The sequence below is a fragment of the Eubacterium sp. MSJ-33 genome (assembly GCF_022174665.1).
Taxonomy (GTDB): domain Bacteria; phylum Bacillota; class Clostridia; order Lachnospirales; family Lachnospiraceae; genus Coprococcus_C.
The window spans coordinates 1219113-1235000 of the sequence record NZ_CP076562.1 but is presented as its reverse complement, the minus strand read 5'-3'; the positions used below and the strand labels follow the sequence as shown (position 1 = coordinate 1235000).

Sequence of the window (15888 nt, the reverse complement as noted above, 5' to 3'; positions counted from 1 at the left end):
GTAGGGGAGAAATTCCAATCGAACCCGGAGATAGCTGGTTCTCCTCGAAATAGCTTTAGGGCTAGCCTCATATTAGTCTTGCGGAGGTAGAGCACTGAATATCCTAGGGGGCGTCAAAGCTTACCGAAGATTATCAAACTCCGAATGCCGTAAAGATGATGTATGGGAGTCAGACTGCACGAGATAAGTTGGGTAGTCAAAAGGGAAAGAGCCCAGACCTACAGCTAAGGTCCCAAAGTACGTGTTAAGTGGAAAAGGATGTGGGATTTCGAAGACAACTAGGATGTTGGCTCAGAAGCAGCCATACATTCAAAGAGTGCGTAATAGCTCACTAGTCGAGAGGTCCTGCGCCGAAAATGTCCGGGGCTGAAACACGACACCGAAGCTTAGGAATCGAAAGATTGGTAGAGGAGCATTGAATACGGAACGAAGCAGTACCGGAAGGAGCTGTGGACTGTATTGAAGAGAGAATGCCGGAATGAGTAGCGAGATTTAAGTGAGAATCTTAAAGGCCGAATATCTAAGGTTTCCAGGGTAAAGCTGATCTTCCCTGGGTAAGTCGGGGCCTAAGGCGAGGACGAAAGTCGTAGTCGATGGATAACAGGTTGAAATTCCTGTACCGCATATATTCAGAAATGTGGGGACACAGATGGAAAGTACAGCCCGGGAATGGAAAGACCGGGGCAAGCGAGGTAGGAGAATGGCAGGCAAATCCACCATTCAATCTGAAGACGTGATGCGTACCGAACTAGAGTAGGGAAGTGTATGAGCCAGCTGTCGAGAAAAGCCGCTATTGTGATATATGTGCCCGTACCGTAAACCGACACAGGTGGATGAGGAGAGAATCCTAAGGCCGGCGGGAGAAGTGTTGTTAAGGAACTCGGCAAAATGACCCCGTAACTTCGGGAGAAGGGGTGCCTCGGAAGAGGCCGCAGAGAAATGGCCCAAGCAACTGTTTAGCAAAAACATAGGTCTATGCAAAACCGAAAGGTGAGGTATATGGGCTGACGCCTGCCCGGTGCTGGAAGGTTAAGAGGAGAGCTTAGCGCAAGCGAAGGTTTGAATTTAAGCCCCAGTAAACGGCGGCCGTAACTATAACGGTCCTAAGGTAGCGAAATTCCTTGTCGGGTAAGTTCCGACCCGCACGAAAGGCGTAATGATTTGGGCACTGTCTCAACAACACACCCGGTGAAATTGAAATACCAGTGAAGATGCTGGTTACCTGCGCCAGGACGGAAAGACCCCATGGAGCTTTACTCCAGCTTGATACTGGGATTCGGTACTACCTGTACAGGATAGGTGGGAGGCTACGATCACGGGACGCCAGTTTCGTGTGAGCCGCTGTTGGGATACCACCCTTGTAGTACTGGATTCCTAACCTGCAGCCGTGACCCGGCTGGGGGACAATGTCTGGCGGGGAGTTTGACTGGGGCGGTCGCCTCCGAAAGGGTATCGGAGGCGCTCAAAGGTTCCCTCAGAATGGTTGGAAACCATTCGAAGAGTGCAAAGGCAGAAGGGAGCTTGACTGCGACACCGACGGGTGGAGCAGGTACGAAAGTAGGACTTAGTGATCCGGTGGTATAAAGTGGGATTGCCATCGCTCAACGGATAAAAGCTACCCTGGGGATAACAGGCTTATCACTCCCAAGAGTTCACATCGACGGAGTGGTTTGGCACCTCGATGTCGGCTCATCGCATCCTGGAGCTGTAGCAGGTTCCAAGGGTTGGGCTGTTCGCCCATTAAAGCGGTACGCGAGCTGGGTTCAGAACGTCGTGAGACAGTTCGGTCCCTATCCGGCGTGGGCGTAGGATATTTGAGAGGAGCTGTCCTTAGTACGAGAGGACCGGGATGGACGGACCGCTGGTGTATCTGTTGTTGTACCAACAGCATGGCAGAGTAGCCAAGTCCGGCAGGGATAAACGCTGAAGGCATCTAAGCGTGAAGCCCCCCTCAAGATAAGATATCCCATCATTAAGAGTAAGACCCCTTGAAGACTACAAGGTTGATAGGCTTGGAGTGTAATCGTGGCAACACGTTCAGCTGACAAGTACTAATAGGTCGAGGGCTTATCCTTAGAGGTTTAGAGAACGGAAAGATGATTTGTTAAGAGCTAGATATAAGATCTTTGTATGAAGTTCTGAAGGTACATGTTACCTTTTATCATTGTGAAAACAATGGTGGATGGCCCGGTGGCTCAGCTGGTTAGAGCGCCGCCCTGTCACGGCGGAGGTCGTGGGTTCGAACCCCATCCGGGTCGCTTGTAGCGATAGCTGCATAATTAAATATATGGGATCTTAGCTCAGCTGGGAGAGCATCTGCCTTACAAGCAGAGGGTCATAGGTTCGAGCCCTATAGGTCCCATTTAAACTGATTATTAGCGTGCCGATGTGGCTCAATTGGCAGAGCAGCTGATTTGTAATCAGCAGGTTATCGGTTCGAGTCCGATCATCGGCTTATCAGTTTAAAAATTTGGGCGGATTCCCGAGTGGCCAAAGGGGACAGACTGTAAATCTGCTGCTATATGCTTCGGTGGTTCGAATCCACCTCCGCCCACTTTTTCCTTTTAAGGATTATTAAATATCGCGGGGTGGAGCAGTCTGGAAGCTCGTCGGGCTCATAACCCGAAGGTCATAGGTTCAAATCCTGTCCCCGCTACTAATTACATAAGATATATGCCCAGATAGCTCAGTTGGTAGAGCAGAGGACTGAAAATCCTCGTGTCGCTGGTTCGATTCCGGCTCTGGGCATCTTTTTTATTTGGCGGAAACCACGTAGAATCAAGGGTTTCCGCCGTTTTTTATTGCTTGGAAATTGCGTTACTGCGCATTTACTGCGCAAAAATTAAACATTCGATTTTCCCCAGTAATTTTCAATTGCAGCCTTGTTCAGACCTTCCCCGATAACAATCAGGATTGCCTGCCCATTTGGAATTCGCTGAATCTCTGTTTTCTGGTGGGTGACATTTAATGAGAGCCAGGAACCATCGTGTAATTTCTGAAATCCTTTGATACGAAATACGTTTCCACATGCGGGATCATTTAAGATTCTGGAACAGGATTCTTTCAGGAATTTTTCTGTGAAATCCATATTCATAAAATATAGACTGTCATATGTTTTCTTGTCATCAAACCATAGTTTTGTATAGTCTGCTGAATGATATCCCGAAGAAAGAATCGCTTTGAAATCCTCGGTAGTTAAATCGTTCCAGTCCTTTTCAATCGTAACAGAAGGCATTGGTTTCTTTTCACTATGAAGAATCTCAAACGATTGTGATACATAATTTTTTGTGGAAATAAGTTTTTCTTTGCTTACTTCCTGAATATGGCTGTAAAGAACCGCACCTGCCTGTGCTGCTTGTGATGCGAGTAGATAGCGGGAAGAATCAGATAGTGTCTGTTCCAGATTGGCATCTATGATGGTGATTACATTTCCTATTTCGTACCAACGGTCGAGTGGTGATTCATGTAGTGCATCGAAGAATTCATCCATATCGAAAATACCAGATGGTTCTACAAGGACACGATCATACCCACACATGCCCATTGCTATGAGCTTTGTTTTAAAACGGCGGCGATGACAGTCTGCGTCACATCCACCTGCAACCATTTCCAATGTGCAGTGCTCGCCTAAGATATCCTGGAGGAGCATAGCGTCTACATTTACAGCTCCAAAATCATTTTCGAGAATGCCGATATTCATTCCCTGTTGCATCAGATATGTGGCATATTTTTTTATAAATGTTGTTTTGCCGGAGCCTAAAAATCCGGTAATCAGATCAATCTGAATCATTATATACAATCTCCTTTTTACAAAATTTATAAAAATTTCATACTTTTTTAATTTAAATAAAGTATATATGTTCATAGTATAAGTTTTTGTATAAATCAAATTTATTATATTAGTGTCCGTAATGAGCGTCAAATATATTTTTTGTAGAAAGATAAGAAAATATATCAACAGCACTAAATTTACTATCAATGTGAACGACTGGGGCATAGGTATAATATAAGAGAGTTTTGGTGGGGAAAACAATGGATATTTCAAGTTATGTTACGGTACTGCCGATTGTGATTATCTGTTATCTGGTTGGAATTGGCTGCAAGGTAAGTATGAAGATCAGCGATAAAGCAATTCCGGTGATTGTTGGTCTTGTTGGTGGCATTGTTGCGGTGCCTGCTATGTATGTGATGAAGAATTTTCCGGCAGACGATATTATCACAGCAATTTCGGTGGGGATTATGTCCGGATTTGCATCTACGGGGATTAATCAGGTGTATAAGCAGAGTAAAAAGGAAGAATAACTTGTAAATTTTGACAAGATATATACTGATTATGCAAGATTGCGAAAATTTAAAAAATATATGGTATTATAATAAAAATATTTTATCTGTATTAGGAAAATAGCAAAAGATAAATTTGTTTTGGGAGAGCGTGTGTATTATGATAGAGATTGATAATTGTGTTCAACTCGAAGAAAATCGGTGTTTGGTGGCGACTATAAATCGAAAACAAAGAAACGTACCAATCGATTCTATTGATTACGTGGAGAGTAGAGGTAGAAAAATTATTTTGCATTTGAATTGTGGAGAGATAACCTTCTACTCAAAAATGTCTGATATAGAGGGGAAATTGATGTTAAATGGATTTATTCGCGTGCATCAGAGTTTCATGATTCGAAAGAAGGATATCGTGTCATTCAACCGAACTATGGTTAAACATGGTAAAGTGGAGATTCCTGTAAGCCGAAAGTATTATTCCGAAATTAAGAAATGTGTAGTTCGGGGATAATGAGATATATTTGGAATTCAATAAAATAACCATCTAGTTATTTTTTCGCTTTTACGATATAATAAAAAAGATTTGTGTATTGATTATCAGGTTTTATCTGGTGACAGGAATGATAATAAACAGAAAATAACAGAGGTTAAATTATGAATATCAGAAAATGTAAAAACGACCATTTTTATAACGGAGACAGATATAAAATCTGTCCATATTGCGAGGAAGCAAATCTTTTACAGAATCCGGATATTGCGAATCAGGAAAAAACAAAAAAAGAAAAGGCAGATAAGAAGAAAGAACCGAAGGTTCGTCCGGTCAAGAAAAAATATGTGGAGAAGGATATCCGCCAGGACTATCGCAAACTGACAGAGCTTTTGATTGAATGGAACATGTCAATTACAACGATGGAGAGTGCAACTGCCGGACAGATTGCGTCTTTGATCACAGATACAGAAGGGGCATCTGCCATCTTCAAAGGTGCGAGCATTACGTATAGTAATGAGACAAAGATCATGCAGGGTGTATCCGCAGAGGTGATTCATAAGTATACGGTTTATTCGAAGGAGACAGCGGAGGCGATGGCAACAGCCTGTGCGAATATGTATGGTGCGGATATCGGAATCGGCGTCACGGGAACGATGGGAAATACAGATCCGGACAATGCGGATGCATCGGTTCCGGGACAGGTTTATTTTGCGATAAGCCTGAAAGGAACTGTCCGGTCATATGTGGTTGAGATTCCACAGCAGCCAAGCCGGTTAATGTACAAGCTGGCGGTAGCGAAGGAAGTCTATGATGTATTGATGAGATTGTTTGAGTAAAAAGGAGGACATGATATACATGTGTATGTCATGTCTTTTTTGTGCGCAAAACACAAACAATTCACAAAGCTAAGCTTGAAAAATATGGATATCCATTATAACATATTATTAGGAGTCTGCACTGTGGTGGGCATTCGGAATAAGACAGGTTATTGGAGGCATAACATGCAATATTATATACCAACAAAAGTATACCAGGAGATAGATGCAGTAAAAGTACATGCGGAGGAGCTGTCAGACTATGGAAGTTGTGCACTTATTGTGACAGGGAAGTATTCTGCGCGGGCGAATGGGGCACTGGCAGATGTGGAAGCAGCACTCAATGTATATGGAAAGAAACATGTGCAGTATGATGAGATTGAAGAGAATCCATCTGTAGAAACGGTGATGAAGGCAACGGAGTTTGGAAAGAGAAATGGCGTGGACTATGTAATTGCAATCGGCGGCGGTTCTCCAATGGACGCAGCGAAGGCAATTGCGATTATGCTTGCCAATCCGGAGGAGAATGCAGATTATCTGTATGAGAGTGTTGCACATACAAAGGCACTTCCGGTTGTGACAATTCCGACGACTTGTGGAACCGGTTCGGAGGTCACGGGAGTTGCTGTGCTTACCGTACACGCGAAGCGGACAAAGGCATCGCTGCCGCACCGTGTATTTCCGGTGCTGGCATTAGCTGATCCGAAATATTTGAAGACTGCATCGCGGAAGGTCATCGGACAGACTGCGATTGACGCGCTTGGACATATGATTGAGAGTTACCTGAATCGGACGGCAACGGATTACAGTCGGATGTTTGTTGCTCAGGGACTAAAGGTATGGGCACGAAGCAAGGATGCGCTGCTTGGTATGCGCGAGATGACAGATGAAGATTACAGCAATTTTCTGTTGGCATCGACACTTGCGGGTATGGCGATTGCACAGACGGGAACGACAATTCCGCATAGTTTAAGCTATGCGATTACCTATGAGCTTGGCGTGCCACATGGCATTGCAATCGGATATTTCCTGCCGGGCTATATTCGTGAGGCAGATGCAGCAGATCAGGAATATCTGTTATCAGCAATTGGATTTGCTTCAGTGGATGAATTTGCAGATTTCTTTCAGGTGGTGAGCGATTGTGGTATCCTGCCGGAGGAAAATATCCGTCAGGTTGTCGATAATGTAGCCGAAAACAAAGCGAAGCTTGCGCTTTGTCCATATCCTCTCGACAAGGAAGTGCTGCTTCGAATCGCGAGCTGGGGAAAGTGATATTGGTTATAGATTAGTAGAAAGGAACACACAAATGAGTTATGTAGAGTTTAAGAATGTAAGCAAAACCTATAAGACCGGAGATGTCAGGGTTGAAGCCTTAAAGGATGCATCCTTTGAGATCGGGAAGGGCGAGATCTGTGTCATCGTAGGACAGTCGGGGGCAGGTAAGACCACCCTGCTGAATATCCTTGGCGGTATGGACCGTCTGACCGAAGGCGAAGTGTATCTGGATGGCACAGCGGTTTCGGATTACAACAAGAAGCAGCTTGCAACGTACAGGCGGCGGGATATCGGATTTGTATTTCAGTTTTATAATCTGATTCCGAACCTGACTGCTCTGGAGAATGTCGAGATTGCATCACAGCTATCCAAAGATCCGATGAATCCGTCAGAGGTGCTTGTTCATGTCGGACTGGAAGAACGTATGAATAATTTCCCGGCACAGCTATCCGGAGGCGAGCAGCAGCGTGTGGCAATCGCACGTGCGCTTGCAAAGAATCCGAAGCTTCTGCTCTGTGATGAGCCGACAGGAGCTCTTGATTACGAGACGGGAAAGGCAATCTTAAAGCTGTTGCAGGATTGCAGCCGGAAGCGTGGCATGACCGTTGTGATCATTACCCACAATCAGGCACTTACGGCGATGGCAGACCGGATCATCAAAGTAAAGAGTGGTAAGATTGCTTCGGTGAAGATGAATGAACAGATTGTACCGGTAGAAGAAATTGAGTGGTGATAGAAGATGCGGGCATATAGAAAAAATATACGTAGAACAATTGGACAGAGTATGGGACGTTATCTGGCAATTCTTGCAATCATTGCGCTTGGTGTTGGATTTTTCTCCGGCCTCAAAGTGACGAAACCCGGCATGGTGGAAACCGGCAATAACTATCTGCGGGAGTATAATTTCTATGATTTTCGGCTGCTTTCTTCAATTGGATTTGACACGGAGGCTGTGGAAGAAATGCGGAAGCAGGATCATGTGCTGGAGGCAGATGGTTCTTATTACGAAGATATGATTTATGAAGATACGGATGGCAAGGAGAAGGTGTTGCGGGCACAGTCCATTACGGAGCATGTGAATACACTGGAACTACGGGATGGGCGTATGCCGGAAGCGGACGATGAATGTGTGGTGGATGCATATCAGTTCAAGGGACAGGATATCATCGGACAGGAAATCGAGATTGCGGACAGCAATACGAAGGATACAAAAGATGCATTTGCACATAAGAAATACAAAGTTGTCGGTACAGTGAATTCACCGATGTATATCAATATTGAACGAGGCACGACAACGCTTGGAAATGGGCGGGTCAGTGCGTTTATTTTCATTCCGGAAGACGGATTTTCCTTTGATGCATATAAAGAAATCTATGTGAAAAGTCAGGATTCCTATGACATTTACACGGATGCATATGATGATTTTATCGACGACGTCACCCCGGATATGGAAACAGCATTGCAGGAGGTTACGGATAATCGGTATGACCGGCTTGTGACAGAGTTGGGCAGGAAACTTGTGGAGGACGCGGTTGAAAAACAGCAGCAAGAATTACAGGCGATGATGCAGGATGCACAGATTGATACGCTCACGCAGGAGCAGATAGCCCAGATGGAACAGTTACAGCCGCTTACACAGGAACAGCAGGATGCGCTCGTACAGGAATATGGAGAACAGGCGGCGAAGGAAGCATTTGGTGAAGTGAAGACTTATGTGCTGGATCGTTCAACTAATGTCGGGTATATGTGCTATGACAATGATACGAACATCGTCGATGGCGTGGCAAAGGTATTCCCAATCTTTTTCTTCCTGATTGCGGCACTTGTCTGTTCGACAACGATGACACGTATGGTAGATGATGAGCGTGGACAGATCGGAACGTACCGGGCACTTGGCTATACAAATGGAAGCATCATGGCGAAGTATCTGATTTATTCCGGAAGTTCAGCATTTCTTGGATGCGTGATTGGTTTTTTCGGAGGAAGCTATCTGTTCCCGTATGTAATATCTGAGGCGTATAAGATGTTGTATGACTTCGGAACAGGTATCGAATTTTATTTTTCACCGGGACTTTTTGTAATCTGCCTGATTGTATCGCTGTTTTGCTCAATGGGAACGGCGTTCCTTGCCTGCATCAATGAGCTTCGGTGTATGCCGGCAGAGCTGATCCGGCCGAAAGCACCGGCAGCGGGTAAGCGAATCTTACTGGAACGGATTCCTTTTATCTGGAAGCCAATGAAATTCTTACATAAGGTAACAGCACGAAATGTATTCCGTTTTAAGAAGCGTATGTTTATGATGCTGCTTGGTATTGCCGGATGTACGGCGCTTGTCCTGACGGGGCTCGGAGTGAAGGATTCGGTATCGAATCTGGCAGAATTCCAGTATGGAGATATCGATACTTACGATATGGAAGTAACCTTGAAAGGCACATATAACAAGGATATACAGCAGGAGGTGGAAGATGCTGTCGGCGATGGCTTTGAATCATCTACGGCACTCTTCAAAAGCACGGTAGAATATCATGCAGCTTCCGCAATTAAAACAGTGTATCTGATTGCTGCAGAACCGGAAGATTTAGATGGCTTTGTGAAGTTTGATATGACAACAAAGAATGGCTCTTATCCGGGAAACGGTGAGGTGATGTTGTCAAAGAAAATTGCGGAGATTGCAGATGTGACGGTTGGCGATCCGATTACCCTGCATGATACGGATGCGGGAGATGTGACGCTTACGGTATCGGGAATCTTCGAAAACTATGTATGGCACTACGCATATATCACACCGGAATGCTACGAGCAGTATTTTGACAAGACCTGTGATCCGAACACTATGTATGTACATGTCGATACGGACAGTACCGCCTATGAGGCAGGCGGAAAACTATCTGCTCTCTCCCCGGTGATGAGTGTCTCGGTTGTAGCAGACATCAAAGACCGTGTGGAGAATATGATGAAGATGATGGATGCGGTTGTCGGACTTGTTATCGGCAGTGCGGGCGCTCTTGCATTTATCGTGTTATTCAACTTAAGCAATATCAATATTACGGAGCGTGTGCGGGAAATCGCAACCATCAAGGTACTTGGCTTTTATCCGGGAGAGACAGGATCGTATGTTTTCCGGGAGAATCTCGTACTGACACTGATGGGAATCGTTGTCGGACTACCGCTCGGCTGTTTGTTACATCGGTTTGTTATGTCCCAGATTCAGGTCGATATGGTGGCATTTGCAACGAGAATCATGAATATCAGTTATCTGTATAGCGTTTTGATTGTACTGGCATTCCTGATTGTTGTGGATCTGGTCATGCGCCGGAAAATTGATAAAATAGATATGGCGGAATCGTTGAAGTCTATCGAGTAAGTATGTTATAATATAATTTGCGTCAGTGTGTGCAAGTCAGACTGTGTAATCAAAAAAAGCAGCTCAGATATGCATTTACCAATATTGACAAAGACGCATAAGTAATATTTGGAGGAAAAAGAAATGGGTTTACATATGGTAAAGGCGGTTCCAACGCCGGAAGAGATTCGCGCAGCGCATCCGATGGACAAAGAGTTACAGGAGATTAAGGCAAAAAGAGATGCCGAGATTAAAAAGATATTTACCGGTGAGTCCGATAAATTCATCGCAATCATCGGTCCTTGTTCTGCGGATTATGAGAATTCTGTGCTTGATTATCTGTGCAGACTGGCAGCAGTTGCGGAGAAAATCAAGGATAAGGTATTAGTAATTCCAAGAATCTATACAAACAAACCACGTACGAACGGTTCCGGATATAAGGGCATGCTGCATCAGCCAAACCCGGAGGATAAGCCGGATTTTATCGAGGGTGTAAAGGCAATCCGTAAGATGCATATCAAAGCAATCCGAGAGACAGGGCTTACAGCAGCCGATGAGATGCTGTATACAGATAATTGGCCATATCTGGAAGATATACTTTCTTATGTAGCAATCGGAGCAAGAAGTGTGGAGAACCAGGCACATCGTCTGACATCCAGTGGTATTGATGTTCCGGTAGGAATGAAGAACCCAACGAGTGGCGATTTCGCTGTTATGCTCAATTCCTGTGTGGCTGCACAGGCAAAGCATACGTTCCTGTTTTCGGGATATGAGGCAAAGACGGATGGAAATCCATTGGCACACTGTATCCTGCGTGGATCTTTGAGCAAGAGCGGACGTTCGATTCCAAACTATCATTATGAGGATCTCAAATATCTTGCAGAGGCATATGGCAAGTACAAGCTTGTAAATCCTGCATGTATCGTGGATGCAAATCACAATAACTCCGGTAAGAAGTGGGATGAGCAGCCTCGTATCGTGAATGAGATTCTGCACAGCAGAAGACACAGTGATGAAGTTAAACATTTGGTTAAGGGTGTTATGGTAGAGAGCTATATCGAGGATGGAAACCAGCCAATCGGTGGTGGATGCTATGGTAAGTCTATCACAGATCCGTGTCTTGGATGGAAGAAGACAGAGAGACTGCTTCTGGAGATGGCAGAGCAGCTGTAAGCAAATTAAGACTTATGTATAGGCTGCTGGTTTGGACCAATCGGCAGCTTATTTTGAGCCAGGAGGTTACGTATGAATATTTTTAGTATATTGATTCCGAAGCATACATTAACGTATCTGAATGCAAATGATCCTTTGAATCAGGCGGTTGCGTTTTTGCTTGGTACAACGTATACTGCGATTCCGGTTGTGGACGATCAGGGACATTATGTCGGAATTGCCAGCGAAGGGGATTTTCTTCGTGCGGTCATGGGGTATGGACGGGAGAATCTTGCCAAGTATAAGGTAGCGGATATCGTTAATAAGGATGAGGGCGCTAAGGTATTAAATACTGTGGAAAAAGATGAGATTATGGAAAGGATTCTGGATCGGAATTTTCTTTGTGTGGTAGATGACCGGGATTGTTTTATCGGAATTATCACACGAAAGAGTATCATTCTGTATCTGAAGAACTAAAATGTATAAGTATGTGTTTTTTGATTTGGATGGAACGATAACGGAGCCGGAAGAGGGCATTATCAACGGGGTATTGTATGCGCTTTCAAGGTTTGGTATTACAGTTGAAGATCGTACCACCCTGTATCCATATATAGGCCCTCCGCTTCGCGATTCTTTCCGGGACTATCACGGGCTGTCAGAGGAAGATACCGAACAGGCAATTCTTTATTACCGTGAATATTACAGTACGAAGGGAATTTATCAAAATGACATTATGCCAGGGATGGAACAGGCGTTTTGGACATTACGGAAACATGGGTGTCATCTCTATGTGGCAACATCAAAGCCGGAGCTTTATGCAAAGCAGATTCTGGAAAATCTGAAGTTGGATGGATATTTTGATATTATTGCAGGGAGTACCTTTGATAAGGCAAGAGATACGAAGGCGGCGGTGATTGAATATCTGATTACAAGTATTGCAGCAAATCAGATAAAGCCAGCGGTTGATGATATTATTATGGTTGGTGACCGAAAATTTGATGTGCTTGGTGCCAGAGAATTTGGGATTGATACGATCGGCGTGTTGTTTGGATATGGAAGTAAGGAAGAGTTTGATGCCTGTGCCTGTAGATATGTTGCAGCCGATGCAAAAGAGATGGTGAAGATGATTTTGCAATAGTGTTTCCTGTATGTGGGAAACCGGGTACGATGCTGTAAATGTGAATGATTGAATCTAACATAGGAAAGAGGTTAAGGCTATGGATTTTCAGATAGGACAGTGTATTCAAATGAAAAAACCACATCCGTGTGGGGGTAATACATGGGAGATTCAACGAGTAGGCATGGACTTTCGATTGAAATGCAGAACTTGTGGTCATATGGTTATGATTCCACGGCGCACAGTAGAAAAAGGTTTTCGCGGATTCGTAGAATAAGTCAAAAGAGAAAGTAGCGGATTTGCTACTTTCTCTTTTCTTTTTTTGCTTTCTTTTCAATGTAAAGTTTTTTATCTGCCTGTTCCAGGACCTTCTCAATGTCAAGATCTTTGGAGCAGGTTACTTCACATATACCAATACTCATCTCTATCCGATATGGTTTCTGAACCATCTGGTTATGACGCTCTGTAATCTCAGAAATACGATGCTTCATGATCTTTTCATAATTCGGTATGCCGAGTAGGGCAAATGCAACAAATTCATCACCACCAAAACGGGAGATAACATCGGTGTTACGGAAAGCTTCCTTTAAGATGGAACCGATTTCACGAAGTGCAAAATCACCCTCATCATGTCCGTATTTATCGTTGATCATTTTCAGATTATCCATATCTGCGTAAAGCACAAGAATCTCACGGTTTTTGTTCATTGGATTCTCTGTAATGGTTTTTACATAATCCAGGAAACCCCAGCGGTTGTATAAACCGGTTAATTGATCTGTTTTCGATATCTCTTTTAAGATCAGGTTATGCTTGGACATCTGATCTAGGTTCTGCTGCAGATGTGCACTGATTTCCTGTTGCTGTTCTAACAGGAGCAATGTCTTTAAAGCTGCCGAAATATGGATGCCAAGAGATGGAATCATATTAAAATATTCGATATCCGTATCGCATACAATCAGGCCAAGCAACTGTTCCTGGGAGAAGAGCGGTGCCAGAATGTAAGTTCTTCGCTTATCCTGTCTTAGCTTTGTGTTATTAAATATGCTGTTGACCGTCACAAGCTGTTCACTCTTTGGTACACCAAATGACTGATTCTCAATTGTATATGCACGTAACAGTAAGGAATCCGGTTTGCGGAAGGCTGTATCACGTGGATGATTGATTGGATGTTTATATGTGTACAGGAAGGATGCATGGACTCCGATGGAACTCATATTTTTCAGGACCGATTCAAATGGAAGCTCCATTAATTTCGACTGTGACAGGTTCGCACTGATCTCATCTACCAAATGTGTAATCTGTGACATACTGCTGTATTGCTTCTGGTAGGTACGGAAGTTGGAGATAGAAAGATGCTGGAACATCGATGAAAATACATCAACAAAGGCAATCCGTTTCTCCGGATCCGCAATCTGCCGCTCCAGTACAAATTGTAGAGAAAACAGCAGATTAACAAAAAACTCAACCGAAGTATAAGAGAAGATCGGCTGTTCTACAATCTGTGTAAATATTGTTTTTATGTCGAGACGGTCTGCCGCAATATCATCCGAATGTGTTAAATCACAGACCAGACGGAAGAATACAGACAAATCATCCTTTAATTGAAGAATAATGTCAGTCCCGGTATATGTGCTGAACAGGTAATTCATGATATGCCGCAACACATCCGGTCTTTTTTCTTCATCGAGGAGATCAATCAGACAGAGCTTTGAAGCAAGAGAGTCATAGTCGTAATTCGCACAGCCGCAGGAACAACGATGAATATAGTGTGTTGCAACACGCTGTGTACGCTGTACGGATGTGTCATCTAGGAAATCGTTCATGCGGACGATTGCCGTATACGATAATTCTGCCGCATTTGCTTCAATGGTCGTAAGTGGCGGATTCAACGTAGATGCAAACGGAGCATTGTCGAAGCTAATAGCCAGAAGATCTTTCCCAACTTTGATTCCAAGCTTGTTAAATACATGGTATCCGCCTTTTGCCATCTCATCATTCGCAAAGATAATAGCATCTAATTCCGGATGTGTAGAGACAAATGCTCCAATTAATTTATCACTGTTTTCTTCGAAATTGCCATACACAACATAATTTTCATTGTATGGAATGTTCTGTTCTTCCAGAACTTTCCGATATGCGCTCAAACGTTCCATGGCATCGATGTTTGTTTTCGGTCCGCTTACAAAACCGATTTTTTTTGCACCATGATCGACAATCAGGTGACGAATACCGTGCATAAATGCTCCCTGATTATCAAAGATAATAGAAGGATATCCCGGCATGTCTGTGTAGAGAATCACAACAGGAATTCCAAGAAACTGAGCAAGAAATTTCCGACGTGCTTCCAGATTTATACGACAACCAATCATTCCCATCATAATATAGAGAATATCCAGATGATTATCATTTGCAAATTGGAACAAGGTGTTGTACTGATATTCATACTGCAGATGCTTGTCAAAAAATTGAGTATTATCAAGATACATACCAGGAAATATATACATATTGGCATCAATGGCACGTGCCCCCAATTCAGCACCTTTCACCGCCGCAGATGTATATTCAGTATTCAAATCATCGATTAGTAATCCAATGTTTTTTCTCAAAGAAATTCCCCCTTGCGTATTGAAACCGAACAAATCACTTATAATTTCATTATCGACATTTTAATTGAAATTTCAACATGTTTTTCGGATTTTGTAAAAAATGTATCATTTCATTGTGAAAAAACACAAAAAAATAGTAAAGCATATTTGCAAAAGTGCTGAAAATCCGGAGATTCAGAAAAACCGACTTACTGTGGATGGGAAAACGTGGTATCATTATTACAAGAGATTTCAATGGGTTTGAACAGGAAAAATGGAGGCGAGAGAGTGTTTCATGTAGGAGATTATATCGTATATGGAAGTAATGGCATATGCCGGGTGGAGGAAATTACACATCCGGATATAGCAGGAATTGATGCAGACAAATTGTATTATGTGTTAGTGCCGGAAAAGACAAGAGACAGCCGTTTGTTCTGCCCGACAGACAACAGCCGGGTGGTACTGCGAAGTGTCATTTCTGCCGAGGAGGCGGATGCTTTGATGAAAGAAGTGAAAGGAATCGAACCGCTGCAAGTGGAAAGTGAGAGAATGCGGGATGACAGTTATAAAAAGGCTATGAAAAGCTGTGATCTCAGACAGTGTGTTCAGGTAATCAAGGCTTTGCTGATTCGAAAACAAGAACGTGAGGCACATGGAAAGAAAGTAACTGTCACAGATGAGAGGTATATGAAGCTGGCGGAAGATGGTTTGTACAGCGAGCTTGCCCTGGTGCTTGGAAAAGAGCGTGAAGAGATTAAAGAGAAATTTTTGGATTATTGTAAGCAATAGTCTTTTATTTTTTGAGATAGTATAGTATAATGTGCCTATCTAGG

General features: G+C 43.6%; 13 protein-coding genes, 6 tRNA genes and 1 rRNA gene (1 of these 20 cut by a window edge). 18 read left to right on the top strand and 2 right to left on the bottom strand.

All coding sequences use genetic code 11. The features are described from left to right. From KP625_RS05760 to KP625_RS05730, 7 genes are all read left to right on the top strand, one after another. Positions 1–2075 (top strand): 23S ribosomal RNA (locus tag KP625_RS05760); it begins 805 nt to the left of the window's first position. Between the two features lie 109 nt (positions 2076–2184). Beyond that, a tRNA-Asp gene (locus KP625_RS05755) sits at positions 2185–2258 on the top strand. Positions 2259–2289: 31 nt separating this feature from the next. Further along, a tRNA-Val gene (locus tag KP625_RS05750) sits at positions 2290–2362 on the top strand. Between the two features lie 20 nt (positions 2363–2382). Next, positions 2383–2455, top strand: a tRNA-Thr gene (locus KP625_RS05745). A gap of 17 nt (positions 2456–2472) precedes the next feature. Further along, a tRNA-Tyr gene (locus KP625_RS05740) sits at positions 2473–2554 on the top strand. A 28-nt stretch (positions 2555–2582) separates the two neighbouring features. After that, positions 2583–2656: transfer RNA gene (locus KP625_RS05735), tRNA-Met, on the top strand. A gap of 19 nt (positions 2657–2675) precedes the next feature. Next, positions 2676–2748, top strand: a tRNA-Phe gene (locus KP625_RS05730). Positions 2749–2842: 94 nt separating this feature from the next. Here KP625_RS05730 and KP625_RS05725 read toward each other — a convergent pair. Then, positions 2843–3790, bottom strand: a complete 948-nt coding sequence (locus tag KP625_RS05725) for a GTP-binding protein (RefSeq protein WP_238299731.1) — start codon at positions 3788–3790, stop codon at positions 2843–2845. A 242-nt stretch (positions 3791–4032) separates the two neighbouring features. Between KP625_RS05725 and KP625_RS05720 the strand changes: the two genes are divergently transcribed. The 10 genes from KP625_RS05720 to KP625_RS05675 all read left to right on the top strand — a co-directional run bounded on the left by KP625_RS05720 (position 4033) and on the right by KP625_RS05675 (position 12747). After that, on the top strand, positions 4033–4302 hold the full coding sequence (locus KP625_RS05720) for a phage holin family protein (RefSeq protein WP_177969536.1): 270 nt from the start codon (positions 4033–4035) through the stop codon (positions 4300–4302). A gap of 139 nt (positions 4303–4441) precedes the next feature. Next, entirely contained in the window at positions 4442–4789 is a 348-nt protein-coding gene (locus KP625_RS05715; RefSeq protein ID WP_177969535.1) for a LytR/AlgR family response regulator transcription factor, read from the top strand. Between the two features lie 143 nt (positions 4790–4932). Continuing rightward, positions 4933–5604: a CinA family protein gene (locus KP625_RS05710; RefSeq protein WP_238299730.1), complete on the top strand. Its 672-nt coding sequence runs from the start codon at positions 4933–4935 to the stop codon at positions 5602–5604. 165 nt (positions 5605–5769) lie between these two features. Then, a complete protein-coding gene (locus KP625_RS05705) occupies positions 5770–6855 on the top strand; it encodes an iron-containing alcohol dehydrogenase family protein (RefSeq protein ID WP_238299729.1) in 1086 nt (361 codons plus the stop codon). Positions 6856–6889: 34 nt separating this feature from the next. Next, positions 6890–7591, top strand: coding sequence for an ABC transporter ATP-binding protein (locus tag KP625_RS05700; RefSeq protein WP_238299728.1), 702 nt, complete (start codon positions 6890–6892; stop codon positions 7589–7591). A gap of 6 nt (positions 7592–7597) precedes the next feature. Beyond that, entirely contained in the window at positions 7598–10222 is a 2625-nt protein-coding gene (locus KP625_RS05695; RefSeq protein WP_238299727.1) for an FtsX-like permease family protein, read from the top strand. A gap of 123 nt (positions 10223–10345) precedes the next feature. Then, on the top strand, positions 10346–11374 hold the full coding sequence (locus KP625_RS05690) for a 3-deoxy-7-phosphoheptulonate synthase (protein WP_177969530.1): 1029 nt from the start codon (positions 10346–10348) through the stop codon (positions 11372–11374). A gap of 72 nt (positions 11375–11446) precedes the next feature. Beyond that, the gene (locus tag KP625_RS05685; protein WP_238299726.1) at positions 11447–11830 is read left to right on the top strand and encodes a CBS domain-containing protein; all 384 of its coding nucleotides are present in this window, start codon (positions 11447–11449) and stop codon (positions 11828–11830) included. Position 11831: 1 nt separating this feature from the next. Then, on the top strand, positions 11832–12491 hold the full coding sequence (locus tag KP625_RS05680) for an HAD hydrolase-like protein (RefSeq protein WP_238299725.1): 660 nt from the start codon (positions 11832–11834) through the stop codon (positions 12489–12491). A gap of 79 nt (positions 12492–12570) precedes the next feature. Beyond that, positions 12571–12747 (top strand): DUF951 domain-containing protein, encoded by a 177-nt coding sequence (locus tag KP625_RS05675; protein ID WP_177969527.1) that lies wholly within the window; start codon positions 12571–12573, stop codon positions 12745–12747. Between the two features lie 25 nt (positions 12748–12772). Here KP625_RS05675 and KP625_RS05670 read toward each other — a convergent pair whose 3' ends face one another. After that, the gene (locus KP625_RS05670; RefSeq protein WP_238299724.1) at positions 12773–15076 is read right to left on the bottom strand and encodes a substrate-binding and GGDEF domain-containing protein; all 2304 of its coding nucleotides are present in this window, start codon (positions 15074–15076) and stop codon (positions 12773–12775) included. Between the two features lie 267 nt (positions 15077–15343). Between KP625_RS05670 and KP625_RS05665 the strand changes: the two genes are divergently transcribed. Beyond that, entirely contained in the window at positions 15344–15844 is a 501-nt protein-coding gene (locus tag KP625_RS05665; protein ID WP_238299723.1) for a CarD family transcriptional regulator, read from the top strand. Positions 15845–15888 lie beyond the last annotated feature (44 nt).